We start from the raw sequence: 23,008 nt of genomic DNA on the forward strand, positions 1-23,008 counted from the left end.
CGGACCACGCTTCCTCGACACCAGTAATGAGGTCCCACCCATGAACACACTTCTCAGCGACTCCGCGTCGACCCCCGCCAGCGGCGGTAGTGCCGGTCAGACGCTCCGGATCCGCGGCGGGCGACCGCTGCGAGGCCGGGTCGAGGTGAAGGGGGCGAAGAACCTCGCCACGAAGGCGATGGTCGCCGCCCTTCTGGGTGAGACCGCGAGCATCCTCCGGGATGTGCCGGACATCAGCGACGTCCACGTCGTCCGATCACTCCTCGAGGTCCACGGCGTCCGCGTCGAGGACCTCGAGGACGGCGTGCTGCGGCTCGATCCGAGCGGCGCCGTCTCAGCGCACATGGAGGAGATCGATGCGCACGCAGGTGCCTCCCGCATCCCGATCCTCTTCTGCGGACCCCTGCTGCACCTGCTCGGCCAGGCGTTCATCCCCGATCTCGGCGGATGCCGCATCGGTGACCGGCCCATCGACTTCCACCTCGACGCCCTCCGGTCGTTCGGAGCCATCGTCGACAAGCTGCCCAGCGGCATCCGGCTGTCGGCGCCCGGCGGCCTTCACGGGGCCAACATCGAGCTTCCCTACCCGAGCGTCGGCGCGACCGAGCAAGTGCTGCTGACGGCCGTCCGCGCTAAGGGGACGACGGAGCTGCGAAACGCGGCGATAGAACCCGAGATCATGGACCTGATCGCGGTTCTCCAGAAGATGGGCGCGATCATCTCCTACGAGCCCAACCGGGTGATCTTCATCGAAGGTGTCGAGTCGCTCCGCGGCTACGACCACCGCGCCATCTTCGACCGCAACGAGGCCGCCTCGTGGGCTGCCGCTGCGCTGGCCACCGACGGCGACATCTTCGTCGGGGGAGCGAAGCAGCAGGAGATGCTGACCTTCCTCAACGTCTTCCGCAAAGTCGGCGGCGACTTCGACATCGCCGAGGACGGCATCCGCTTCCGTCGCGGCGGGCCGCTCAAGCCCGTCATGGTCGAGACCGACGTGCACCCCGGGTTCATGACCGACTGGCAGCAGCCGCTGATCGTCGCTCTCACGCAGGCGGAGGGCGAGTCGGTCGTCCACGAAACCGTGTACGAGAATCGTCTCGGCTTCACCCGTGCGCTGGTCCAGATGGGCGCCGACATCATCGTGCACCCCGACGGCATCGCGAGCTCCGACCGCCGTGTCCCCCGCCGCGCCCTCGAGCAGGCCGCTGTCATCAACGGCCCGACTCCCCTCCATGGCGCCGACGTCGTCGTTCCGGACCTGCGGGGCGGGTACTCGTACGTGATCGCGGCCCTGGCGGCTGAGGGCGAGTCGACCGTCCGCAACATCGGGATCATCCGCCGGGGCTACGAGAAGTTCCTCGAGAAGCTCACGGATCTCGGCGCCGACTTCGACGTCACGGAGTGACTTCGGTGAGTCCTCGTCGCCGCGCGTCGGCCGAGAAGACGCGTCCCAGCGTGTTCTGGCCCGCCGCCATGATCGTCGTCCCGGTCACGGGGTGGTTCGCGAAGATCGAGATAGAAGGCGCCGAGAACCTCCCTCTCGAGGGACCCTACGTCCTGGCGCCGAATCATTACAGCGAGTTCGACCCCGTGATCATCGCGGTCGCGACCTGGCGCATGGGGCGGGCTCCCCGGTTCATGGCGAAGGAGAGCCTGTTCAAGGTCCCGGTCCTGGGAGCCCTCCTGCGCGCGACCGGGATGATTCCCGTCGCGAGAGCATCGAACTCTGCGGCGGCGACGCAGACGCTTGCACAGTCGAACGCGCTGGTCGCCGCGCAGCGCGGGGTCATCGTCTACCCGGAGGGCTCGCTCACCCGCGATCCCGACATATGGCCGATGCGCGGCAAGACGGGCGCGGTCCGCCTCGCCCTCGCCGCAGACCAGACGCTGCCGGTCATTCCGGTGGCGACCTGGGGCGTGCAGGAGATCCTGCCGCGGTACGGCCGGCTGCGGCTCTGGCCGCCCCGCCGTCGCGTGCGCGTCCTCGTCGGTCCTCCGGTCGATCTGACGGGATTCACGGACACCACACCCGCCACCCTCACCGCCGCGACGGATGCCGTCATGCGCGACATCTCGGTCCTCCTCGGTCGCCTTCGCGGCGAGGAGCCTCCTGCGGAGCGGTGGAACCCCGCCAAGCACGGCCAGAACGAGACGGGCCGTCTTGACTCCTAGGGAATCGCCGCGCCGCGACGTCGCCGCCCCCCGCGTCGCGGTGCTCGGGTCCGGAAGTTGGGGAACGACCTTCGGCAAGGTCCTCGCGGATGGCGGCGCAGACGTCATGATGTGGGCTCGTCGCGCGGAGCTCGCGCACGAGATCCGAGAGGGCAAGCGCAACACGCAGTACCTCCCGGGCATCAACCTGCCCCGCGGGCTGTCGGCCACCCACCATCTCGCGGAGGCACTGGACGGGGCCACCCAGGTCTACATCGCGATCTCCAGCCAGGCCCTGCGGCAGAACCTCAAGGGCGTCCGCCCGTTGCTCGGGAACAGCGATGTGCCGATCGTCTCCCTCATGAAGGGTGTGGAGAAGAAAACCGGGCTCCGCATGAGTCAGGTCCTCGAAGAGGAACTGCGCTGCGACCCTGCACGCATCGCCGTGGCCTCGGGCCCCAACCTCGCTCTGGAGATCGCGCGGCAGCAGCCCACAGCAGCCGTCATCTCGTCATCCAGCCAGGAGACCGCCGAAGCCGTCGCCCGCATCGCGCGGAACGGGTACTTCCGCACGTTCGTCAACACCGACGTCATCGGCACCGAGTTCGGCGGCGTGCTGAAGAACCTCATCGCCGTCGCGATCGGGATCGTCGACGGCGTGGGGTACGGCGAGAACACGAAGGCGTCCATCATCACGCGCGGGCTCGTGGAGATGACGGACTTCGCGGTCGCCCAGGGCGCGCAGCCAGAGACGTTGCAGGGGCTCGCCGGTCTCGGCGACCTGATCGCGACGTGCCAATCCCCCCTCAGCCGCAACAACACCGCCGGCCGCCTGTTGGGACAGGGCTACAGCTTCACCGAGGTCGTGAAGCAGATGGACCAGACGGCCGAAGGTCTCGCCTCGGTCGCCCCCGTTCTCCAGTTGGCGAGGGCAGCCGGCATCCAGATGCCCATCGTCGAGCAGGTCAAGATGGTGCTCGACGGCACAATGAATCCCCGTGACATCGCTCCGCACCTGACGACGGATGACGATGAGCCCACGGAGGAGAGGACTCAGAATGGTTCAGGCGGTAGTGGTTCTGCTCTTCGGCGGGCGTTCCAGCGAGCACTCGATCAGTTCCGCCACGGCGGGCGGGGTGCTTCGCGCGATCGATCGTGAGCGCTACCGGGTCATCCCCGTCGGCATCACCCGAGAGGGCGCTTTCGTCCTCGAGGAGGACGACCCCGACAAGTTCGCGCTGAACCCCGAGCGGCTTCCCGAGGTCGTCGACAACGGCACGCGCATCGTCTGGCCGGACTCCACCGCAACGCGCGCCATCTCGGTTCGTCATCCGGACGGAACCGTCGAGACCCTCGGCGACATCGATGTGGTCTTCCCCATCCTCCACGGTCGTTTCGGCGAGGACGGCACCGTCCAGGGGTTCCTCGAACTGCTCGATCTCCCGTACGTCGGGGCGGGACTGCTCATGTCCGCGATCGGCATGGACAAGCACACCACCAAGAGCGTCCTCCGTGCCGCCGGCGTGCCGGTGGTCCCGTGGGTGACGGTCACCCGCGGTGCCCTCGAGCGCGATGACGACCTGTGGCGTCGCCGCATCCACGCCCTCGGTCTGCCCGTCTTCGTGAAGCCCGCCCGCGCGGGCTCCAGCGTCGGCGTGTCGAAGGTCTCGGAGTGGGGCGAGTTGGATGCCGCTCTCGACACCGCTTTCCACGAAGACGCGAGCGTCCTCGTCGAGCAGGCCGTCTCGGGTCGCGAGGTGGAGTGCGGTGTCCTGCAGGGCCGCGACGGCGCGGACCCCCGCGTCAGCGTCGCGGGCGAGATCGTCGTCAGCGGTCGCGACTTCTACGACTTCGAGGCCAAGTATCTCGGAGCCCCGGGCATCGACCTCGTCTGCCCGGCGCACCTGCACGACGGCGAACTCCGCGAGATGCAGCGCATCGCCGCACGAGCGTTCGAGGCGGTCGGAGGTCAGGGACTCTCGCGTGTCGACTTCTTCTACACGGGGTCGGAGTTCTTCGTGAACGAGGTGAACACGATGCCGGGCTTCACGCCCATCTCGATGTTCCCGACGTGCTGGATCCAGAGCGGCCTCAGCTACCCGGACCTCATCACGGAACTCATCGAGCTCGCGCGCTGATCCCGGTCAGGGCTGCGTCTCGGTCGGCGCCACGCACTTAGCCGTCGTGTCGAACCGCTTCGTGATGAGTCGGCTGAGTGCGGAAACGGGACCGCTCGACGAGACCGCGTCGTAGTCCAGGATGAGCTGCGCTGCGGGTTCCCGGCCGTAGGTCGTGATCCGGTAGATCGGCGCCTCCGAGTCGTCCACGACCCAGTCGACGCCGTCGACCGTGAAGCACGGGAGCGTCGTCGGCCCGAGCGGCTGCACCCCGCAGGCGAATTGGACCTTGGTCGGCTCACCCCACGCGGCCGTCGACTGTGCGTCCGTCCAGCGCCGCTGCTGATCCTCGAAAGTGTCGGGGAGGCGCACCATGACCTGCGCGCAGCGCGGATCGTCGGCCTGCGGAGGGGTGTCCGTCGCGACGGTTCCCGAGCACCCGGTCAAGACCGCGACCCCCGCCACGAGCAGAGCGAGCGCGGCGGACGAGCGGGTTCGGGGCATCGCTCCAGGCTACCGTGGACGCATGGGTGAGCTCCGTGTGTGCGACGTGTCCGAGGCGGACCTCCTGGCCCGGATCCTCCGTGTGCTCGGTTCAGCATCGCGTGCCGAGATCGGCCCCGGCGATGATGCGGCTGTTCTGGCGGTCCCCGGAGGGCGGGTCGTCGCCACGACCGACACGCTGGTTCACGGGCCGGACTTCCGACTGGCCTGGACGTCCCCCTACGACCTCGGGTTCAAATCCGCCGCGGTGAACGTCGCCGACGTCGCCGCGATGGGCGCGCGGCCCACGGCCCTCCTCGTCGCCTTGGCGCTGCCGGAATCGCTGCCGGCGGCGTTCGTCGACGCTCTGGCAACCGGATTCCGGGACGCCCTCGCCCAACTCGCGCCGGGCTGCGCTGTCGAAGGGGGCGATCTCACCGTGTCCGACACGCTCACCGTCGCGGTGACCGCGCTGGGCGTGCTCGACGGGGTCGAACCTGTCCGCCGATCCGGCGCGCGTGTTGGTGACGACGTCGCGGTCGCGGGCCGGTTGGGCGGGGCGGCTCGGGGCTTGCGCATCCTCTTGGAGCGGTTCCGGGATGCCGAGGGCATTCCGGTGCCGGTCGACGATGAGGAGCTGTCTGCCGCCGAACGGGACGATGTCGACGCGCAGTTGCGCCCTCGCCCGCCGGTGGAACTCGGCGTGGTCGCCGCTCGGGCGGGCGCGACGGCGCTCATGGACGTCTCCGACGGTCTCCTTCTCGACGCCTCCAGGATGGCTGACGCGTCGGGCGTGACGATCTCGATCGACGCCGATCTCGACGCCTACGCGCTCTCTGGCGGCGAGGACCATGCGTTGCTCGCGTGCTTCCCGGCGGGAGCCGCCCCGCCGGGGTTCGACGTCATCGGTCGGGTGACCGAGCAGGGAGGAGCCGCCGTGCTCGTCAGGGGCGCCGTCCCGGCCGTCCGCGGCGGGTGGGATCCCTACACCGACTGGGACTCGGCGCTCGGCTGAGCCGGGTTCCCGATGTCCCGCAGGCGCACCCACCAGAGTGTGGTGTCGCCGTACTTCTTCGCACGGTCGACCTCGAGCCCTGTCGGCAGATCCGGCTCACCCGATCGGGTGGCTCGTTCGACGATGACCACTGCTCCGGCGCTCAGCCGCGGCGTGAGGAGGGCGAGCGTCGTCGAGACGTCGGCATCCGTCATGTCATACGGCGGGTCCACGAACGCGAGGTCGAACGATGGACCACCGGCGCGGAGGAACGCATCCGCGGCGGAACGGTGAACCGTCAGGCGTCGACCCGGGAGGCTCCGTGCGACGGCACGGACGTTCCGTTCGATGACGGATGCCGCCTGCGGCGCCCGCTCGACGAGGTCGGCCGACGCCGCGCCGCGACTCACGGCCTCCAGGCCGAGCGCGCCCGATCCCGCGAAGAGGTCCAGGACGGCCGCGCCCCCGATCAGATCGGCGGATTCCAGCGCGCCGAACAGCGACTCGCGCACGCGTTCGCTCGTCGGGCGCGTGCCTGCGTTCGGCACGGCCAGCGGCAGGGATCCGGCGTCGCCGGCGATGATCCTCGTCACCCCCACACGATATCGGCGTCGGCGGTCGCTCGTAGACTCGTCGCATGCCCTCGTTTGCACTCGACACGCCCCTGCACGAGGCGGTCGGCGAGAGTCTGTCCAAGGGGCTGAAGCGCGCCTTCCACATGGCGACCGTGGGAGAGCTCTTGGGGCACTACCCCCGTCGGTACGCCAATCGCGGGGAGCTGACACCGATCGCCGCGCTGCCGGTCGGTGAACTCGTGACGATCGTGGCCGAGGTCCGCTCAGCGTCGACGAGGCCGATGCGTGGCCGCCGCGGAGAGCTCCTCGAGGTCGTCATCGGCGATGGCGAAGGCAGCATGTCGCTCACGTTCTTCGGTCAGGGGTGGCGAGTGAAGGAGCTCACCGCCGGCAGGCAGGGCATCTTCTCGGGCAAGGTGGGGGAGTACCGGGGCCAGAAGCAGCTCACTCATCCCGATTACCAGCTCTTCGACGACGAGGGGACAGCCCGGCTCACCGCGGAGGCGTGGCGAAATCGCCCGATCCCGATCTACCCGGCAACGAGCACCTTCTCGAGCTGGCAGGTCAAGAAGTGCGTGGATCTGGTCCTCCCGGCCGTTACCGGTGTCCCGGAGCCCCTGCCGGACGATTTCCGCGCCGCCCAAGGCCTCCTCGACGCCCGAACCGCGCTCACCCTCATCCATGATCCGGAGTCCTTCGACCAGATCGGCCCGGCGCGGGAGACGCTCCGGATGCACGAGGCGTTCGTCCTGCAGGCGGCGCTCCTGCAGCAGCGGCAGTTCGTCCGGATGATGTCGGCGACCGCACGGCCGCCCGGTGATCTCCTGGCCCGCTTCGACGCGGCTCTGCCGTTCGAGCGCACCCCCGACCAGGTGAGCGTGGGCGAGCGCATCGCCGCCGACCTCGTGGCGGCGTGGCCGATGAACCGGCTCGTGCAGGGTGAGGTCGGTTCGGGTAAGACTCTCGTCGCGCTGCGAGCGATGCTGCAGGTCGCTCAGTCCGGCGGCCAGTCCGCGCTCATCGCGCCCACCGAGGTCCTCGCGGCGCAGCACGTCAGGTCCATGGCTCGGATGCTGGGCCCCGAGCTCGCGCCGGAGCTGATGCCCACGCTTCTCACCGGGCAACTGGGCGCGGCTGAGCGCCGCCGCGCGGCTCTGCGAGTGGCATCCGGACAATCTCGCATCGTCGTGGGAACGCACGCGTTGCTGAGCGAATCCACGACGTTCGCCGACCTGGGACTCGTCGTCGTCGACGAGCAGCATCGCTTCGGCGTCGATCAGCGCGAGACCCTCCGTGCGAAGGGCAGCTCGCCGCACGTTCTCGTCCTCACTGCCACCCCGATCCCGCGGACCGTGGCCATGACGGTGTTCGGCGACCTCGACGTGTCGACCATCCGCACGATGCCGGGCGGTCGGGCCGGGATATCGAGCTTCGTCGCCCCGGTGGGTGAGAAACCCGCCTGGTTCGCTCGCGTGTGGGAGCGGGTCGCGGAGGAGGTGCGACTCGGCAGGCAGGCATTCGTGGTGTGTCCGGCGATCGACGCCGCCACCGATACCGCGGACGAGGAATCGCTCGAGACCGAGGAACCGGGCCGCACCCGGTGGGGCGTCGTCCAGGCGGCGGCGCTGTTGGCGGGGCACCCGGACTTCCGTGACATCCGGGTCGAGATCCTCCACGGGAAGATGCCCGGTGACGAGAAGGATGCCGTCATGCAGGCGTTCGCCCGCGGAGACATCGATGTCCTCGTGGCGACGACGGTGGTCGAAGTCGGCGTCGACGTCCCCAACGCCTCGACGATGGTGATCCTCGAAGCCGACCGGTTCGGTGTGTCCCAGCTGCATCAGCTCCGCGGCCGCGTCGGCCGCGGCTCCGTGCCCGGGCTCTGTCTGCTCGTGACAGAGGCCGACCCGTTCACGCCGGCGCGGCAGCGCGTCGAGGCCGTGGCAGCGACGACCGACGGCTTCGAACTGGCGGAGGTCGATCTCGATCTGCGCGGGGAGGGGGACGTGCTCGGTGATGCGCAGTCCGGCGTGCGCTCCTCTTTGCGGCTCCTGCGAGTCGTGGCGGATGCGGACCTCATCGCCACTGCTCGCGCGGAGGCGGAGCGTCTGCTCGCCGAAGACCCGGCTCTCGACGGGGCTCCGGGGCTCGCCGCCGCGATCGCCGGGCGCGTCAGTCAGCGTGAACGCGCCGCGCTAGGGAAGAACTGACGCGGGTGCGGCGGGCTCGGTGTCGTTAGGCTCGACGGCATGAACAACCGGATCGCCGTTGTCCCGGGCTCCTTCGACCCGCCGACGCTCGGGCATCTCGATGTGATCCGGCGAGCCGCGGCCCTGTACGACCAGCTGCACGTCCTCGTCGTTCACAATCCCGGCAAGGAGGCGATGCTGCCGATCGCGCAGCGCCTCGCGCTCCTGGAGCAGTCGGTCGAGGAGAGCGGCATCCAGGGTGATGTCGTCGTCGCCTCGTGGAGTGTCGGACTCCTCGTCGATTACGCGACCGATGTCGGCGCCGGCGTGCTCGTGAAGGGGATCCGATCGCAGGTGGACGTCGCATATGAAACGCCGATGGCCATCGTGAACCGTCATCTCGCTCACATCGAGACGGTCTTCCTCCTGCCGGATCCGGCGCATGCGCTGGTGTCCAGTTCGCTCGTGCGTCAAGTCTCCTCGCTCGGCGGCGACGTGTCGCCCTTCGTGCCGGGTCCGGTCGCTCGTTTCCTCGAGGGCGGCCCGCGCTGACTGATGCGGCCCGCGCGGTCTCCGTCACGCGTACGATGGACGACCGTGGTCAGAAAGCGTGTGAGTGGTCCCTTCGTCCTCCCCGTCCGGGACATCGTCCGGGCACCGGGGGAGATGCGGGAATTCGAGTTGACGGTCCCGGCGCCCGAGAAGTGGGGCGAGGGGCTGGCATGGATCGATGCCGGCAGCGACGTCGACGTCGACGTCCGTCTCGAATCGGTTCATGAGGGGATCCTCGTCAGCGCGGACATCGCCGCGACGTACGACGGTCAGTGCAGCCGGTGCCTCATGGACCTGACACGCCCCCTCGAAGTCGAGTTTCAAGAGCTCTTCGGGTATTCTGGGGACGAAGCGACTGATTTCCAGGTTCAAGACGACCACGTGGATCTTGAAACGGCAATCAGGGATGCGATCGTCCTGTCGCTTCCGTTCCAGCCGGTGTGTCAGCCGGATTGCCCCGGGCTTGATCCGTCCACCGGGGAGAAGCTGACCGAAGCACCGGTCTCGGAGACTCAGATCGACCCGCGCTGGACTGCGCTGGCCGCATTGTCGGCCTCGACCACAGACCACGACGACGAGGCAGCACGCCCCGCCGCCGACGACACAGAGAAGAGCTGACCATGGCAGGTAACCCCCCGAAGCGGAAGGTCTCCCGCTCCAACACCCGTTCGCGTCGCGCGCAGTGGAAGGCCGAGGCCCCCACGCTCGTCAAGACCATCGAGAACGGCAAGGTCGTCTACAGCCGTCCCCACCAGGCGAAGGTCGTCACCGACTCGCAGGGCACGGAGCTGTTCCTCGAGTACAAGGGCCGCAAGGTCGCCGACATCTGATCGCCGCGTCGTGACAGACGCAGTGACCGATCACTCGGTTCTCACACACAAGCTCGGGGTCGTCATCGACCCCGAGCTTGTGTCGCTTGCGCTCACCCATCGGTCGTACGCCTACGAGCACGGCGGGATCGCTCACAACGAGCGGCTCGAGTTCCTCGGGGATTCGATCCTCGGTATGGCCGTGACGGTTCACCTCTACCGTTCTCACCCGGAGCTCGACGAGGGGTCGCTGGCCAAACGTCGTGCGAGCGTCGTCTCCACCGTCGCCCTCGCAGAGGTCGCTCGCGGTATGGATCTCGGTGCGCATCTGCGATTGGGTCGAGGCGAGGATCAGACCGGCGGCCGCGACAAGGATTCGATCCTCGCGGACACCACGGAGGCACTGATAGGTGCCGCCTATCTCTCTGCCGGAATCGACGAAGCGACCGCGCTCGTACTCCGCCTGGTGTCGCCGTTGATGGCCGACCCGGAGCGTTACGGCGCGGCGATGGATCCGAAGACCGCGCTGCAGGAACTTGCGGCGCGACGCGGGATGTCCGCTCCGACCTACAGCGTGGACGCCGAAGGCCCGGACCATCATCGGGTCTTCACGGCGACGGTAGCCGTCGGAGACGTCTCCCGCACCGGGGGCGGCTCCAGCAAGAAGCAGGCGGAGATGGCAGCGGCTCTCGCCGTCTGGCGCGAGCTGTCGTCCCGAGCGTGATCCGTCGTGCCCGAACTGCCTGAGGTCGAGGTCGTCCGCGCCGGGCTCGAACCTGCCCTGGCGGGCTCGCGTATCGAGGCGGTGACCGTGTCGGACGCGCGAGCCCTCACACGGCATGCCGGCGACGCCGCCGACTTCGAAGCGCGTGTGACGGGCCGAGTCGTGCGCGGCGTCGTTCGTCGTGGCAAGTTCCTGTGGATGCCGCTGGCAGCCGCACCGGCGGCAACGAACTCCCCGGACGACGAAGCGATCGTCGGCCATCTGGGCATGAGCGGACAGATGCTCCTCCGCGAATCCGGGACTCCGACGCTCCGACATGAGCGCGTGCGCCTCGACGTGCGGCATCCCGATCACGGGGAGCTCGCCGTCGTGTTCGTCGATCAGCGTACGTTCGGTTCTCTGGCCGTCGATCGTCTGGACCCCACACCCGACGGGGCGCCCGGCGGGCGGGGGAGCGAGACCGCTCTGGTGCCGAGTCAGGTCGCGCACATCGCGCGTGATCCGCTCGACCCGGCGTTCGACGAGGACGCCTTCCGCCAGTCGGTTCGCCGCACCCGCTCCGCGATCAAACGCGTCCTCCTCGATCAGACCGTGGTGAGCGGAATCGGCAACATCTACGCCGACGAAGCGCTTTGGGCGTCGCGGCTGCATCCCGAACGTCTCGGTCAGGATCTTCCGAGCCGCGCTCTCGGACGACTCCTCGGCGAGGTCCGGGCAGTTCTGCACCGGGCCCTCGCCGAGGGCGGAACGAGTTTCGACGCGCAGTACGTCAACGTCAACGGCCAGGCGGGCTACTTCGCCCACTCCCTGAACGCCTATGGCCGCACCGGCGAGCCCTGTCCTCGATGCGGTACGCCCATCGTCAGGGTGAGCTTCACCAACCGATCGAGCCACTACTGCCCGAGGTGTCAGCGCCGGGCCTAGGCGAGCACCTTCTTCCACGCGCCGATGTATGCGGCCGGGACGAAACCGATCGCTTCGTTGATGCTGAGCATCGGTCGGTTCTCCTCGGCGTTCCAGGTGATGATGCGGCGTGACTCCGGGGCGATCTCCCGCCACCGCAGGATCCCCGCGCACTTGATGAGCTGACCCAGGCGATGTCCACGGTGCTCGCGGAGCACCAGAGTGTCCATCTGCTGAGTGGTCGAGGTCGGTTCGGCTCCGGAGCAGAGTTCGTTGAAGGCGACGACATCCCCCGTGGCCTCGTGGATCGCCGCAGTCACCAGGACCGTCTGACCGGCGTCCAGATATCGTGCCTCGTGTCGGTCGAGGCGATCGAGATCCCACTTCTCTTCATCGACCACGAGGCCAGCCGCGGGGGCGTCGGTGGACATTCGCGACTTCGCCCAGGCGAAGCTCTCCCGGTACGGGGCGGGGATGGGGAGAAGCCACTGCTCGACGCGGTAGCCGGCGGAGTGGGATTCGGCATCCGCCAACAGCGCGCGGACGTTTCCGAGGGAGGCGTCCAGGTCGAGGACGCTCTTGCGATCGACCTGCTCGAGTGTGTGCCCGTGGCGGAGGTAGAACCGTGCCGGGCGATCCTGTGGGATGGTGCCGAAACCGGTGGGAGCGGGAAGCCGTGCGACAGTGACGCCTTCCGCCGGCTCGGGGTGCTCCGCCCACGATTCCAGAATGGTCCGGCCCGCGTGGCGCGCCGTGTCTTCGACGAGCTCGAGGAGGCGTGTGCCGATCCCTCGTCCTTGGACGCGTTCGAGGAGCTCGATCGTCCAGAACGCGACCTGCGACTCTTCCTCTGCCGGGATGTCGAGGATGACCCGTCCGACCACGGCGTCGTCGACCAGGACGATCCAGCTGCGCTTGTCGTTGTCGGGGTTCTCCTGGAAATGGGGGAGCAGTTGTCCCGGGGTGGCGGCTTCGTCGTCGTTCGCACTGATCTCCCGGTAGATCTCGTTGCGGACGTCGACCATCGCGATGAAGTCGGCCGCCTCCGGGTCGTCGAGGGAGACGGGCACGATCAGCGGTCGGATGTCGTATGCGGTGGTGCTGGTAGTCATGATCTCGTTCCTGGAGTGAGTCGGTTCGGGGGCCGCGACGGTGTCGCGGCCCCCGACGGGATCAGAGACGCGGGCCGAGGAGTGCACGGCGACGGTCCCATTCGGCCTCCCGCGCGCGTCGGGCGATGCCCTCGCGGTGTCGGGCCTCGATCTCCTCACGGTTCGCGCCGGGGCGGGTACTCCACAGGAGCAGCGCCAACGCGATCCGCAGGGCGAGTCGGTCGATGAACGTCTGACGGGGTGTGATGCCCGTCGGGGTCGGATGCTGCAGCGCGGCGAGGACCGCCGTTGTGCGCTGCGGCGCGGTGAGAGTGCGCATGAGTGATCTCATTTCGATCGTTGCAGTGGAGGTGCCGCGGGCGCGGCGGGGGATCGTGCCGCAGCACGAGAGAGCACGACCGTGGGCGGGCCTCTGAAGGCCGCCGAGCACGGCGGGGAAGGACGGTGAGTCCGAGCGGGGTCACGCAGGCGACCGTCAGAAGACGGACCTCACGTGCGCGCCGGTCAGTGACCGATGTGAGTGCGGGTCGCCGCTACGGCGCCGAAGGAGAGGGTCCCCCCTGCGGACGGGAACGCGGTGAACGCTTCTCCGGTGGGCATCATGCGAGTAATCATGTCGGGGACCTCCTTTCTCAGACTTCTGACGCGAGCCCTGACACTAGCGTCGCCTCGGGCGCGCCGTCAAGTGGCGTTCCCGATTCGTCCGCTAGCGTGGACGCGACGACGACCCCGGAGGCCCCCATGCACCTGAAGAGCGTGACGCTCAAGGGGTTCAAATCCTTCGCCCAGCCGACGACATTCGCCCTCGAGCCGGGGGTGACCTGCATCGTCGGGCCCAACGGTTCGGGGAAGTCCAACGTCGTCGACGCTCTCGCCTGGGTCATGGGAGAGCAAGGCGCGAAGACCCTTCGCGGCGGCAAGATGGAGGACGTCATCTTCGCGGGCACCGCAACGCGGGGGCCGCTCGGCCGAGCCGAAGTGCAGCTGACGATCGACAACTCGGATGGCGCCCTGCCCATCGAGTACAGCGAGGTCACGATCAGCCGGACATTGTTCCGAAACGGCTCCAGCGAGTACGCGATCAACGGGGAGACCTGCCGACTGCTGGACGTTCAAGAGCTCCTCAGCGATTCCGGTCTCGGCCGTGAGATGCACGTCATCGTCGGACAGGGCCGGCTCGACACCGTCCTGCAGGCGAGTCCCGAAGATCGTCGCGGGTTCATCGAGGAAGCTGCCGGCATCCTCAAGCATCGTCGCCGCAAGGAGAAGACGCTCCGCAAGCTCGAGGCGATGGAAGCGAACCTGACACGGCTGAGCGATCTCGCCGGGGAGCTGCGCCGCCAGCTCAAACCGCTCGGCAAGCAGGCGGAGATCGCGCGCGAGGCGGCGTCGATCGCGGCCGTCGTGCGCGACGCGAAGGCGCGCCTCCACGCCGACGAACTCGCACGTTTGCGAACGGAGCTCGCGGACCATTCCCGCAACGAGCAGGAGCGCCACGCCGAGCGTCTCGTGTTGCAGGATCGCGCCGACGGACTGCGCCGGCGGATCGACGAGCTCGAGAACGATCAGCGGGCAGAAGCGGTGGATCGCGCTCGATCGGTCACCTTCGAGCTCGGCCGGGTGCAGGAACGCCTCCGTGGTCTCTACTCGCTCGCCGGCCAACGCCTGTCGCTTCTCGAAGACGACAGCGAGGCTCCGGATACCGGCGCCACCGTCACGCAAGCGGTCATCGACGAGGCGCGAGGTGAGATAGACGAGATCGGCTCCGGTCTCGGTGCGGCTCAGGACGCTGCGGCCACGGCGGCGCGGGACGTGATCCGGGCTCGCGCCGAGCTGGACGCACTGGACACCGACATCGCGGCGCAGAGCGCCCTCGTCTCTGAGCACGACATGCGTCTGGCGTCTCTTCGAGGTCGCGCCGAGGCGGCGGTGTCCAAGGCGGAGGCACTGCGTGCCACCGTCGAACGGCAGCAGCGAGCGCTCGACGCGGCAGCGGAACGCCGCGTCGAGGCCGAGTCCGCGCTGGCGGAGATCGCCCCCGCCGCGGATGCGCCGGAAGACTCCGCCGCCGAGTACGCGGCCGCCTACGAGCGGGCGCAGCGTGATGCGGCTGAAGCGGAGCGTGAGCTGGGATCGATCCGCGAGCGGTTGCATGCGGCGGAGCGCGAGCGCGAGTCGCTGCTCGCTGAGACGGCCGCGCTGGGCCGGGCGCTCGACATCCGGAATGCCGCCGCGTCGGTCATCGAACGCGGCGGTGCAGGGGTCCGAGGCATCGTCAGCGATGCGATCCGCGTGACCGCGGGATATGAGGGTGCGGTCGCGGCGGCTCTCGGCGCGCTCGCGGACGGCGTGCTCGTCGATGACCTCGAGACCGCGCGCACCGTCATCACGACCGCTCGCGAGTACGACCTGGGTGCTGTCGACATCGCTGTGATGGACGGACCGGTCGTCGTCGAACCCGACCTCGACGGAGAGTGGACGTGGGCTGCGGACGTGGTGGACGCGCCGGCAGGCGTCCGCGCCGCGCTCGCGGGCGTCGCCATCGCCGAGGACATCGACGGCGCCTTCTCCGCGTGCCAGGCCGCTGCTCGCGCGGGCAGTCGAATCGTGGCCGTCACTCGAACGGGTGAGACGGTCACGGCGAGCACCGTTCAGGCGGGCTCCGGGCAGTCCCGCTCCCGTCTCGAGTTGGCGGCCGAGCGCGACGCAGCGCAGGAGCGGCTGACGGAGGTGTCGGTCATCGCCGACTCCCTGCGTGACGCGCTCGATGAGGCCCAGTCGGTCTGGGATGCCTCGCGCCAACGGACTCGGGAGTCGCTGACCGCCTTGCGGGCGCACGACTCGGAGCGCGCCGCCCACGCCGAGAAGCTCAACCGTGCAACGGTTCGCCTCGAGGCGGCCGTGGCCGAGTGCGAACGACTCAACGCGGGCGTCCAGCAGGCTGAGGCGGCGGCGCGGGATGCCGACACGGCTGCGCAGGCCGCGCGAGAGGCGTTCAGCGCGGCGGAGGAGACGCCGAGGCCGATCCTCGATGCATCCGCTCGGGACGGTCTCCTCGATGCGCTGGAGGCTGCGCGCAATCGGGAGATGGACACGCGCCTGGATGTGGAGACGCTGCGGGAGCGAGTTCGCGCAGCGGAGGCCCGGGTCGTCCAGTTGGAGCGTCAGCGTGAGAGGGAGCGCGCTGCCGCGGAGGCGGCTGCACGTCGCGCCGTCATCCGTCGTGCTCAGCGAGCGGTCGCGTCCGAGGTCGTGACGGCTCTGCCGCCCGTACTCGACTCGATCGATCGTTCGACAGCTCAGGCCCGGGTCGAGTTGGAGCGCGCGGAGCAGACTCGTACGGCTCTCACGACAGAGCTCGCACGGCTCCGGCGGGAGGACGGGGAGGTCCGGGAGCGTCTCTCACGTGTGACGGAGTCCGTGCACGGACTGGAACTGCAGATGCATGAAAAGCGCTTGCACGTGCAGAGCCTCCTCGACAGAGTGCAATCCGAACTCGGCCTGGACGAGAGTATCCTCCTGGAGGAATACGGTCCGGATGCGGCCGTTCCCGCGGACGACGCAGAGGAGCCTCAGGCATTCGATCGCGCGAACCAGAAGAAGCGCCTTCAGGATGCGGAGCGCAAGCTCGCCCAGCTGGGTCGGGTGAATCCGCTCGCACTCGAGGAGTTCGCCGCGCTGGAACAGCGTCACTCCTTCCTGACCGCGCAGCTGGACGACCTCGTTCGCACCCGCACGGATCTCCTCACGATCATCGAGGAGTTGGACGAGCGGATGCAGGCCATCTTCCTCGCCGCCTTCGAGGACACGAAGGCCGCCTTCGGCGACGTCTTCCCCATCCTGTTCCCGGGGGGTACGGGCTCGATATCCCTGACCGATCCGGACCATCCACTCACGACGGGCATCGACGTCGCGGTGCGTCCGGTCGGCAAGAAGATCGAGCGACTGTCGCTCTTGTCGGGGGGCGAGCGTTCGCTCGCTGCGGTCGCGCTCCTGACGGCGATCTTCAAGGCGCGCCCGAGTCCGTTCTACATCCTCGACGAGGTGGAGGCCGCCCTGGACGACGCCAATCTCGGGCGCCTGCTCGGCGTCTTCGAGCAACTCCGCGAGTCGAGCCAGCTGATCGTGATCACCCACCAGAAGCGGACGATGGAGATCGCGGACGCCCTTTACGGGGTGTCGATGCGTCAGGACGGTGTGTCCGCGGTCGTCGGTCAACGCGTCCGGGAGCGCGCCGCGGTATGACGATCGGGTCCTGTGTACTGTGTGCACGGGGACGGGGTGCCCCTCGAGAAGACTGGGGTCGGCGATGAAGAACTCTGTGCGCGCGAGCATGCGGCGAACGATGGTGGCCGTGATCGTGGCCGGCGCTCTGGTGGGCGCGCCGTCCGTGGCGTCGGCGGCGCCGATGCCGGCGGCGTCCGTCAGCGCGACGCGGGTGGTGCCAGCAGCGAAACCCGTGATCAAGAAGTTCGCGAACTGCACGGCGCTCAACAAGGTCCACAAGGGCGGCGTGGCGAAGGCGGGCGTGAAGTACAACAAGGTCAGCGGCAAGAACAAGACGTTCAAGGTCAAGCCGACCTTCTCGACGGCCCTGTACAACGCGAACAGCAAGATGGACCGCGACAAGGACGGCATCGCCTGCGAGAAGGGCTGACCGGTTCAACTAGCCTGGGGACATGGCGGAGAGCTCTTGGTCCCTCGGTCGCGCGCTGCGCGGCCTGTTCGTCAAGCCGACGATCGATGAGACGACGTGGGACGACCTGGAGACAGCGCTCCTGACGGCCGACTTCGGTCCCGATGTGACCGAACGCATCGTCGAGGAACTCCGCGAGAAGGTGGAGCGGTTCCGGACGACCGATCCCAAAGACCTCCAGCGCATGCTCCGCGAGACGCTCGAGGAGCACTTCGCGAAGTTCGACACGACCCTCCGCCTCAGCGAACGTCCTGCAGTGGTGCTCGTCGTGGGTGTCAACGGCGTCGGTAAGACGACGACGATCGGCAAGTTCGCGAACTATCTCCGACGATTCGGTCGGAGCGTCGTCGTGGGAGCTGCGGACACCTTCCGCGCGGCCGCCGTCGATCAGCTGGCCACCTGGGCCGAGCGCGGGGGCGCGGCTATCGTGCGTCCTCAGCAGGAGGGTCAGGACCCGGCATCCGTTGCCTTCCAAACCATCGACCACGCCATCCGCACCGGCACCGAGATCGTCCTCGTGGACACGGCGGGGCGCCTCCACACCAAGGCCGGGCTCATGGACGAGCTGACGAAGATCCGCCGGGTCATCGAGAAGCAGGCCCCCGTCAGCGAGGTGCTTCTCGTCCTCGACGCCACAACCGGTCAGAACGGCGTGATGCAGGCGGAAGCGTTCCTGCAGCACGCCGGGGTGACCGGACTCGTCCTGACGAAGCTCGACGGTTCCGCTCGAGGCGGGTTCGTGCTGGCGGTTCAGGAGCGCACGGGCATTCCGGTCAAGCTGCTCGGACAGGGCGAGGGGATCGGCGATCTGACCGGTTTCACCCCTCACGTGTTCGCTTCGGCACTGGTCGATTGACCGGAGCGGTCGCGCGGGGCCTCCAAGGCTGGTTTCATTGAGACATGGCGATCGAGCACGACTACTTCGGACTTCTGGAGTCCGGACCCGACGGGTCGATCTTCTGGTCGGAGGTCGTCGACTTCGGTGATCAGCGGGTGACCGTCGATCTCACTGCGCCCGACCAGGATGACGTGTCGATCGAAGCGCTCGATGTCGCCGCCGCGATGATCGCGGCCCTGGAGACGATCGACCTCCGCGCTCGGAATGCGATGGTGTCCGAACTGGACGACCGAACCAGCGAGGTGACGGAGTTCATCCTGCAGCAGCAGGAGATGCTGGGCGAGGACATCGAGGACCTCCTCGTCGACGTCTCGGGTGACACCCACATGGACGTCATCCGGTCCCTCCAGCTGATGAGCATGACGATCCTCGCTGACGAGCACAGCGGCAAGGACCCTTTCGCGGTCCTCGAGTACGCGCTCGACCCCGACTCGACTGACGACGTCCTGCTGGTCAACCTCGACGTCGCCGGCGCGGTCCAGTCCGTCACCAGCGCCGACTGATCGTCAGCCGCGGGATGCACGCGCCCAGTCGAGGGCGTCGCGCAGGGTGGCCAGATCTCGGTACCAGGTGCGGACCTCGGCCCGGCACCTGACCCGGTCGATGCGCGTGTCGTACTCGGAGCACTCCGCCATCGCCTCGGAGTCCGTCGGCGGATACTCTCCGGATCCGTCGTAGTAGGTGATCTCGAATCCGTTGGCGGCATCGCCGGTGACCGACACCACGGTGTCCGGCGCCGGTTCGGTCGGGGGTTCGGCGCTCGGAGCGCCGTGGGGAAGCGCCGCTGTCACGGCGAGTACGGTCCCGAGAAGGGCGGTGAGGGCGAGAGGAGTCGTGCGCATCGGTGTCCTGCTTTCGTGGTGCCGGTCGTTCCGGCACCACGAACGTAGAAGCGGGGCTGCCGCCAGACAGGGGGCGGCGCTGTCACGGTGGAAGGATGCCGCGGAAGCTCCCCTGTGGAGGAATCAGACCGCCTGCGCGAATCCCTCCGCGTCGGCCTCCTCGGCCAGGTGGGCGAGAGCGGGTGGGATCTCGCGATCCTTCGACCGCATGGAACGAGCCCACAGTCGGCCAGCCCGGTAGGAGGACCGGACGAGTGGTCCCGCGAGGACACCGAGGAAGCCGATGGACTCCGCGAGCCGGCGGAGCTCGATGAACTCCTGCGGGGTAACCCACCGCGCCACCGGCAGGTGGCGCGGTGACGGTCGCAGGTACTGCGTCAGCGTGATGATGTCGGTCCCGGCGGCGTGGAGATCGCGCAGGGCCTCCTCGACCTCGTGTCGTTCCTCGCCCATGCCCAGGATGAGGTTGGACTTCGTGATCAATCCGGCATCCCGCGCCCTCGTGAGGACGCCGAGCGACCGCTCGTACCGGAAGGCCGGTCGAATGCGCTTGAAGATCCGGGGGACGGTCTCGACATTGTGCGCGAACACCTCCGGCCGCGAGGCGAAGACGACGTCGAGCAGTTCCGGGTCGCCGTTGAAGTCCGTGGCGAGCAGTTCCACGCCCGTTCCGGGGTTCGCCGCGTGGATCTGGCGGACGGTCTCGGCGTTGAGCCACGCACCGCCGTCGGGGAGGTCGTCGCGAGCCACGCACGTCACGGTCGCATAGCGCAGGCGCATGCGCGTGACGCTCTCCGCCACTCGGCGCGGCTCGTCCGTGTCGTACTCGGCGGGCTTGCCGGTGTCGATCTGGCAGAAATCGCATCTCCGGGTGCACTGCGAACCGCCGATGAGAAATGTCGCTTCGCGGTCCTCCCAGCACTCGAAGATGTTGGGACACCCCGCCTCCTGGCAGACGGTGTGCAACCCTTCGTCCTTCACGAGGGACTGCAGTTCCTGGTACTCGGGTCCCATCCGCGCCTTCGTGCGGATCCACTCCGGCTTGCGCTCGATGGGCGTCTGTGCGTTGCGTACTTCGAGGCGCAGCATACGACGGCCGTCGGGACCGGCCGCGCTCACGCTGCGACCTCCGCGCCGAACTCTTCTGCGAAAGCGGATGCCACGGTCGGAAGGATCTGACGGGGGGAGACGTCGCGCCCGAGGAGAGACGTGAGCGTCGTGACGCCGGCGTCCGCGATCCCGCACGGGATGATCCGAGAGAACGGCTCGAGGGAGTTGTCGCAGTTCAGCGCGAACCCGTGCATCGTGACCCCGCCCTGCACTCGCACGCCGATGGCGGCGACCTTCGCCGTCGCGCCGGAGTCATCGACCCAGACCCCGCTTCGTCCGTCGACGCGTTTCCCGTCGAGACCGAGCGATCGGACGACACGAATGAGAACGTCCTCGAGTCGGCGCACGTGCGCCACGACGTCGACCGGCTCGGGGAGGCGGACCAGGGGGTAGCCGACGAGCTGGCCCGGTCCGTGCCAGGTGATCTTCCCGCCACGGTCGACATCGACGACCGGCGTGCCGTCGGCGGGGCGCTCATGGGACGCCGTGCGTGCCCCGGCCGTGTACACGGCCTCGTGCTCGAGGAGGAGGAGCGTGTCGCCCCGGCTCCCCTTCACGATGTCGGCGTGGAGTTCCCGCTGAAGCGCCCAGCCGTCGCGGTAGGGGACCAGGTCGGGCGCCATGCCGACCGTGCGGATCTCGATCAAGAGGACCTCCCAATTATTGGACTGCGTGCAACAATACGCCGCGGATAGGCTGGCGTCATGACGACCGGCCGGCCCCGCGCGTCGTCTCGCGAGGTGTTGTCGGAGGCGGCGTGCGAACTCTTCCTCGAGCGCGGCTTCGACGCGACATCGATCACGGACATCTCGGCGCGCGCGGGAGTCAGCAGGTCGAGCTTCTTCAACTACTTCGAGTCGAAGGAAGCCATCCTGTGGTCTTCGCTCGACGGTCGGATCGAGACCTTGCGGGCGGAAACGCCGGTGGTGGACGCGGCCGCGGCGCTGATGGACATGTGTCGCGATCTCCAGCCGGACAGCCTCGCCCTCGCCCTCGTCAATGCTCACGCCATGGGGCTGGTGGATGAGTTGGAGCGGGGCGCGGCCGTACGCAGCGCGCGCATCGCCGCTGCGGTCTCGACATCCCTCGTCGCGGCCGGCGCAGACCCGGTGTCGGCGGCGATCTGCGGTGCCGCCCACGCCGGAGCCGTGATGGTCTCGATCGAGCGCTGGGCTCGCGCCGGTGCCGGGCGAGCCTCGCTCTCCGACGAGCTCGCCCACGCACTCGCGGTCGCCGCGGTCACCCTTCCGGATGCACGCGCCGGGAAGCAGCTCCCGCTCGACTAAACTCGAGCCATCATGGCTACCTTCGGCACGCTCTCCGATCGTCTCACCGAGACCTTCCGCAACCTCCGCACGAAGGGAAAGCTGTCGCCTGCCGACGTCGACGGCACCGTGCGTGAGATCCGTCGAGCCCTGCTCGACGCGGACGTCGCGCTCCAGGTGGTCAAGGAGTTCACCGGCAAGGTGCGTGATCGCGCCCTCGGTGACGAGGTCAGTCGCGCGCTGAATCCCGCGCAGCAGGTCGTCCAGATCGTCAACGAAGAGCTGGTCGCCATCCTCGGCGGCGAGCAGCGACGCCTGCAGTTCGCGAAGCAGCCGCCCACCGTCATCATGCTGGCGGGTCTCCAAGGTTCCGGTAAGACGACTTTCGCGGGCAAGCTCGCCAAGCAGCTCGAGAAGGACGGCCACACACCGCTGCTCGTCGCGTGCGACCTGCAGCGCCCGAACGCCGTCAACCAGCTCACGGTCGTCGCTGAGCGTGCCGGTGCCGCCATCTACGCGCCCGAGCCGGGCAACGGCGTCGGCGACCCCGTGAAGGTCGCTCGCGACGGAGTCGAGCACGCTCGTCGCCAGCAGTTCGACACGGTGATCATCGACACCGCCGGCCGTCTCGGCGTGGACGCCGAACTGATGAAGCAGGCTGCAGACATCCGCACGGCGACCGACCCGGATGAGGTCCTCTTCGTCATCGACGCGATGATCGGCCAGGATGCCGTCAACACGGCCAAGGCCTTCCAGGACGGTGTCGACTTCACCGGTGTCGTGCTCTCCAAGCTCGACGGTGATGCACGAGGCGGTGCAGCGCTGTCGGTCGCCTCGGTGACCGGGCGCCCGATCATCTTCGCCTCCACGGGTGAAGGGCTCGACGACCTCGAACCCTTCCACCCCGACCGCATGGCGAGCCGCATCCTCGACCTCGGCGACATCCTCACCCTCATCGAGCAGGCTCAGCAGGCCTTCGACGAGGAGGAGGCTCAGCGCGTCGCGGAGAAGCTCGCGACGGAGCAGTTCACCCTCGAGGATTTCCTCGAGCAGCTTCAGCAGGTCCGGAAAATGGGCTCGATGAAGAAGATGCTCGGCATGCTGCCCGGCATGGGCCAGATGAAGCAGCAGATCGAGAACTTCGACGAGCGCGAGATCGATCGCACCGAGGCGATCATCCGCTCCATGACTCCGATCGAGCGACGCAACCCGAAGGTGCTCAACGGCTCGCGGCGTCTTCGTATCGCACGTGGTTCGGGCATGACCGTCACCGACGTGAATCAGCTCGTGCAGCGATTCGATCAGGCCGCGAAGATGATGAAGACCGTGGCGCGGGGCGGAGTCCCCTCCATGCCCGGCATGGGGGCTGTCGGCGGCAAGCCGGGTGCCTCCAGCAAGCGCGGCAAGAAGCAGAAGAGCAGCGGCGGTTCACGTTCCGGGAACCCGGCGAAGCGGGCAGCCGAGAACGCCGGCCTCACGGCGGCGCCCACCGCGGCGACCGGCTCGGGCTTCGGACTCGGCGCATCAGCCGAGCCGTCGGAGGCGGACCTCGCCGAGATCCAGAAGCTCTTCGGGAAGAGCTGAACGG

At 68.4% G+C, this 23,008-nt stretch carries 24 protein-coding genes; 17 read left to right on the top strand and 7 right to left on the bottom strand.

Translation table 11 applies throughout. The features are described 5' to 3' along the window. Positions 1–40: 40 nt before the first annotated feature. From murA to BBA86_RS04185, 4 genes are read left to right on the top strand one after another with little or no spacing between them, the layout of a single operon-like run. Positions 41–1,405, top strand: coding sequence for a UDP-N-acetylglucosamine 1-carboxyvinyltransferase (gene murA, locus BBA86_RS04170; RefSeq protein ID WP_065570422.1), 1,365 nt, complete (start codon positions 41–43; stop codon positions 1,403–1,405). Beyond that, positions 1,402–2,172, top strand: coding sequence for a lysophospholipid acyltransferase family protein (locus tag BBA86_RS04175; RefSeq protein ID WP_065570423.1), 771 nt, complete (start codon positions 1,402–1,404; stop codon positions 2,170–2,172). Before murA ends, BBA86_RS04175 begins: the two co-directional genes overlap by 4 nt. Then, positions 2,162–3,310, top strand: a complete 1,149-nt coding sequence (locus tag BBA86_RS04180) for an NAD(P)H-dependent glycerol-3-phosphate dehydrogenase (protein ID WP_065570424.1) — start codon at positions 2,162–2,164, stop codon at positions 3,308–3,310. Before BBA86_RS04175 ends, BBA86_RS04180 begins: the two co-directional genes overlap by 11 nt. Then, positions 3,210–4,289, top strand: coding sequence for a D-alanine--D-alanine ligase family protein (locus BBA86_RS04185; RefSeq protein ID WP_083199457.1), 1,080 nt, complete (start codon positions 3,210–3,212; stop codon positions 4,287–4,289). Before BBA86_RS04180 ends, BBA86_RS04185 begins: the two co-directional genes overlap by 101 nt. 6 nt (positions 4,290–4,295) lie before the next feature. Here the strand turns inward: BBA86_RS04185 and BBA86_RS04190 are convergent, their stop codons facing one another. Next, positions 4,296–4,772 carry a DUF3515 family protein gene (locus tag BBA86_RS04190; RefSeq protein WP_065570426.1) on the bottom strand — a complete coding sequence of 159 codons (477 nt, stop codon included), beginning with the start codon at positions 4,770–4,772 and terminating at the stop codon, positions 4,296–4,298. A gap of 22 nt (positions 4,773–4,794) precedes the next feature. Here BBA86_RS04190 and thiL point away from each other — a divergent pair, with 22 nt between their 5' ends. Next, on the top strand, positions 4,795–5,766 hold the full coding sequence (gene thiL, locus BBA86_RS04195; RefSeq protein WP_065570427.1) for a thiamine-phosphate kinase: 972 nt from the start codon (positions 4,795–4,797) through the stop codon (positions 5,764–5,766). Here the strand turns inward: thiL and rsmD are convergent. Continuing rightward, positions 5,736–6,344 (bottom strand): 16S rRNA (guanine(966)-N(2))-methyltransferase RsmD, encoded by a 609-nt coding sequence (gene rsmD / locus BBA86_RS04200; RefSeq protein ID WP_065570428.1) that lies wholly within the window; start codon positions 6,342–6,344, stop codon positions 5,736–5,738. The genes thiL and rsmD overlap by 31 nt on opposite strands. A gap of 38 nt (positions 6,345–6,382) precedes the next feature. On the opposite strand from rsmD, the gene BBA86_RS04205 reads away from it, so the two are divergent. From BBA86_RS04205 to mutM, 6 genes are read left to right on the top strand one after another with little or no spacing between them, the layout of a single operon-like run. Next, positions 6,383–8,530, top strand: a complete 2,148-nt coding sequence (locus BBA86_RS04205; RefSeq protein ID WP_065570429.1) for an ATP-dependent DNA helicase RecG — start codon at positions 6,383–6,385, stop codon at positions 8,528–8,530. Positions 8,531–8,569: 39 nt separating this feature from the next. Continuing rightward, the gene (gene coaD, locus BBA86_RS04210) at positions 8,570–9,061 is read left to right on the top strand and encodes a pantetheine-phosphate adenylyltransferase (RefSeq protein WP_065570430.1); all 492 of its coding nucleotides are present in this window, start codon (positions 8,570–8,572) and stop codon (positions 9,059–9,061) included. Positions 9,062–9,121: 60 nt separating this feature from the next. After that, the gene (locus BBA86_RS04215) at positions 9,122–9,679 is read left to right on the top strand and encodes a YceD family protein (RefSeq protein WP_065570431.1); all 558 of its coding nucleotides are present in this window, start codon (positions 9,122–9,124) and stop codon (positions 9,677–9,679) included. A gap of 2 nt (positions 9,680–9,681) precedes the next feature. After that, entirely contained in the window at positions 9,682–9,891 is a 210-nt protein-coding gene (rpmF, locus tag BBA86_RS04220; RefSeq protein ID WP_018188062.1) for a 50S ribosomal protein L32, read from the top strand. Between the two features lie 10 nt (positions 9,892–9,901). Then, positions 9,902–10,594 (top strand): ribonuclease III, encoded by a 693-nt coding sequence (gene rnc / locus BBA86_RS04225; RefSeq protein ID WP_065570432.1) that lies wholly within the window; start codon positions 9,902–9,904, stop codon positions 10,592–10,594. 6 nt (positions 10,595–10,600) lie between these two features. Continuing rightward, a complete protein-coding gene (gene mutM / locus BBA86_RS04230) occupies positions 10,601–11,518 on the top strand; it encodes a bifunctional DNA-formamidopyrimidine glycosylase/DNA-(apurinic or apyrimidinic site) lyase (protein WP_065570433.1) in 918 nt (305 codons plus the stop codon). Here the strand turns inward: mutM and BBA86_RS04235 are convergent. Continuing rightward, the gene (locus tag BBA86_RS04235; RefSeq protein ID WP_065572173.1) at positions 11,515–12,609 is read right to left on the bottom strand and encodes a GNAT family N-acetyltransferase; all 1,095 of its coding nucleotides are present in this window, start codon (positions 12,607–12,609) and stop codon (positions 11,515–11,517) included. The two genes, mutM and BBA86_RS04235, sit on opposite strands and share 4 nt — an antisense overlap. Before the next feature lie 61 nt (positions 12,610–12,670). Next, positions 12,671–12,928 (bottom strand): hypothetical protein, encoded by a 258-nt coding sequence (locus tag BBA86_RS04240; protein WP_065570434.1) that lies wholly within the window; start codon positions 12,926–12,928, stop codon positions 12,671–12,673. A gap of 422 nt (positions 12,929–13,350) precedes the next feature. On the opposite strand from BBA86_RS04240, the gene smc reads away from it, so the two are divergent. From smc to BBA86_RS04260, 4 genes are all read left to right on the top strand, one after another. Then, positions 13,351–16,854: a chromosome segregation protein SMC gene (smc, locus tag BBA86_RS04245; RefSeq protein WP_065570435.1), complete on the top strand. Its 3,504-nt coding sequence runs from the start codon at positions 13,351–13,353 to the stop codon at positions 16,852–16,854. 64 nt (positions 16,855–16,918) lie between these two features. Then, positions 16,919–17,266 (top strand): excalibur calcium-binding domain-containing protein, encoded by a 348-nt coding sequence (locus tag BBA86_RS04250; protein WP_223247021.1) that lies wholly within the window; start codon positions 16,919–16,921, stop codon positions 17,264–17,266. A gap of 22 nt (positions 17,267–17,288) precedes the next feature. Continuing rightward, positions 17,289–18,161: a signal recognition particle-docking protein FtsY gene (gene ftsY, locus BBA86_RS04255; protein WP_065570436.1), complete on the top strand. Its 873-nt coding sequence runs from the start codon at positions 17,289–17,291 to the stop codon at positions 18,159–18,161. Between the two features lie 44 nt (positions 18,162–18,205). Then, positions 18,206–18,706: a DUF2004 domain-containing protein gene (locus tag BBA86_RS04260; RefSeq protein ID WP_065570437.1), complete on the top strand. Its 501-nt coding sequence runs from the start codon at positions 18,206–18,208 to the stop codon at positions 18,704–18,706. A gap of 3 nt (positions 18,707–18,709) precedes the next feature. Here the strand turns inward: BBA86_RS04260 and BBA86_RS04265 are convergent, their stop codons facing one another. The 3 genes from BBA86_RS04265 to lipB form a co-directional block, all read right to left on the bottom strand. Continuing rightward, on the bottom strand, positions 18,710–19,045 hold the full coding sequence (locus BBA86_RS04265; RefSeq protein ID WP_065570438.1) for a hypothetical protein: 336 nt from the start codon (positions 19,043–19,045) through the stop codon (positions 18,710–18,712). Between the two features lie 123 nt (positions 19,046–19,168). After that, the gene (gene lipA / locus BBA86_RS04270) at positions 19,169–20,134 is read right to left on the bottom strand and encodes a lipoyl synthase (protein WP_065570439.1); all 966 of its coding nucleotides are present in this window, start codon (positions 20,132–20,134) and stop codon (positions 19,169–19,171) included. Between the two features lie 26 nt (positions 20,135–20,160). After that, entirely contained in the window at positions 20,161–20,802 is a 642-nt protein-coding gene (lipB, locus tag BBA86_RS04275) for a lipoyl(octanoyl) transferase LipB (protein WP_065570440.1), read from the bottom strand. 57 nt (positions 20,803–20,859) lie between these two features. On the opposite strand from lipB, the gene BBA86_RS04280 reads away from it, so the two are divergent. Both BBA86_RS04280 and ffh read left to right on the top strand, forming a co-directional pair. Continuing rightward, positions 20,860–21,441, top strand: coding sequence for a TetR/AcrR family transcriptional regulator (locus tag BBA86_RS04280; protein WP_065570441.1), 582 nt, complete (start codon positions 20,860–20,862; stop codon positions 21,439–21,441). 12 nt (positions 21,442–21,453) lie between these two features. Then, complete coding sequence (gene ffh / locus BBA86_RS04285) at positions 21,454–23,004, top strand: signal recognition particle protein (protein WP_065570442.1); 1,551 nt, start codon at positions 21,454–21,456, stop codon at positions 23,002–23,004. Positions 23,005–23,008 lie beyond the last annotated feature (4 nt).

The organism is Microbacterium oleivorans, assembly GCF_001691565.1.
In the GTDB taxonomy this organism is placed as follows: Bacteria; Actinomycetota; Actinomycetes; order Actinomycetales; family Microbacteriaceae; genus Microbacterium; species Microbacterium oleivorans_B.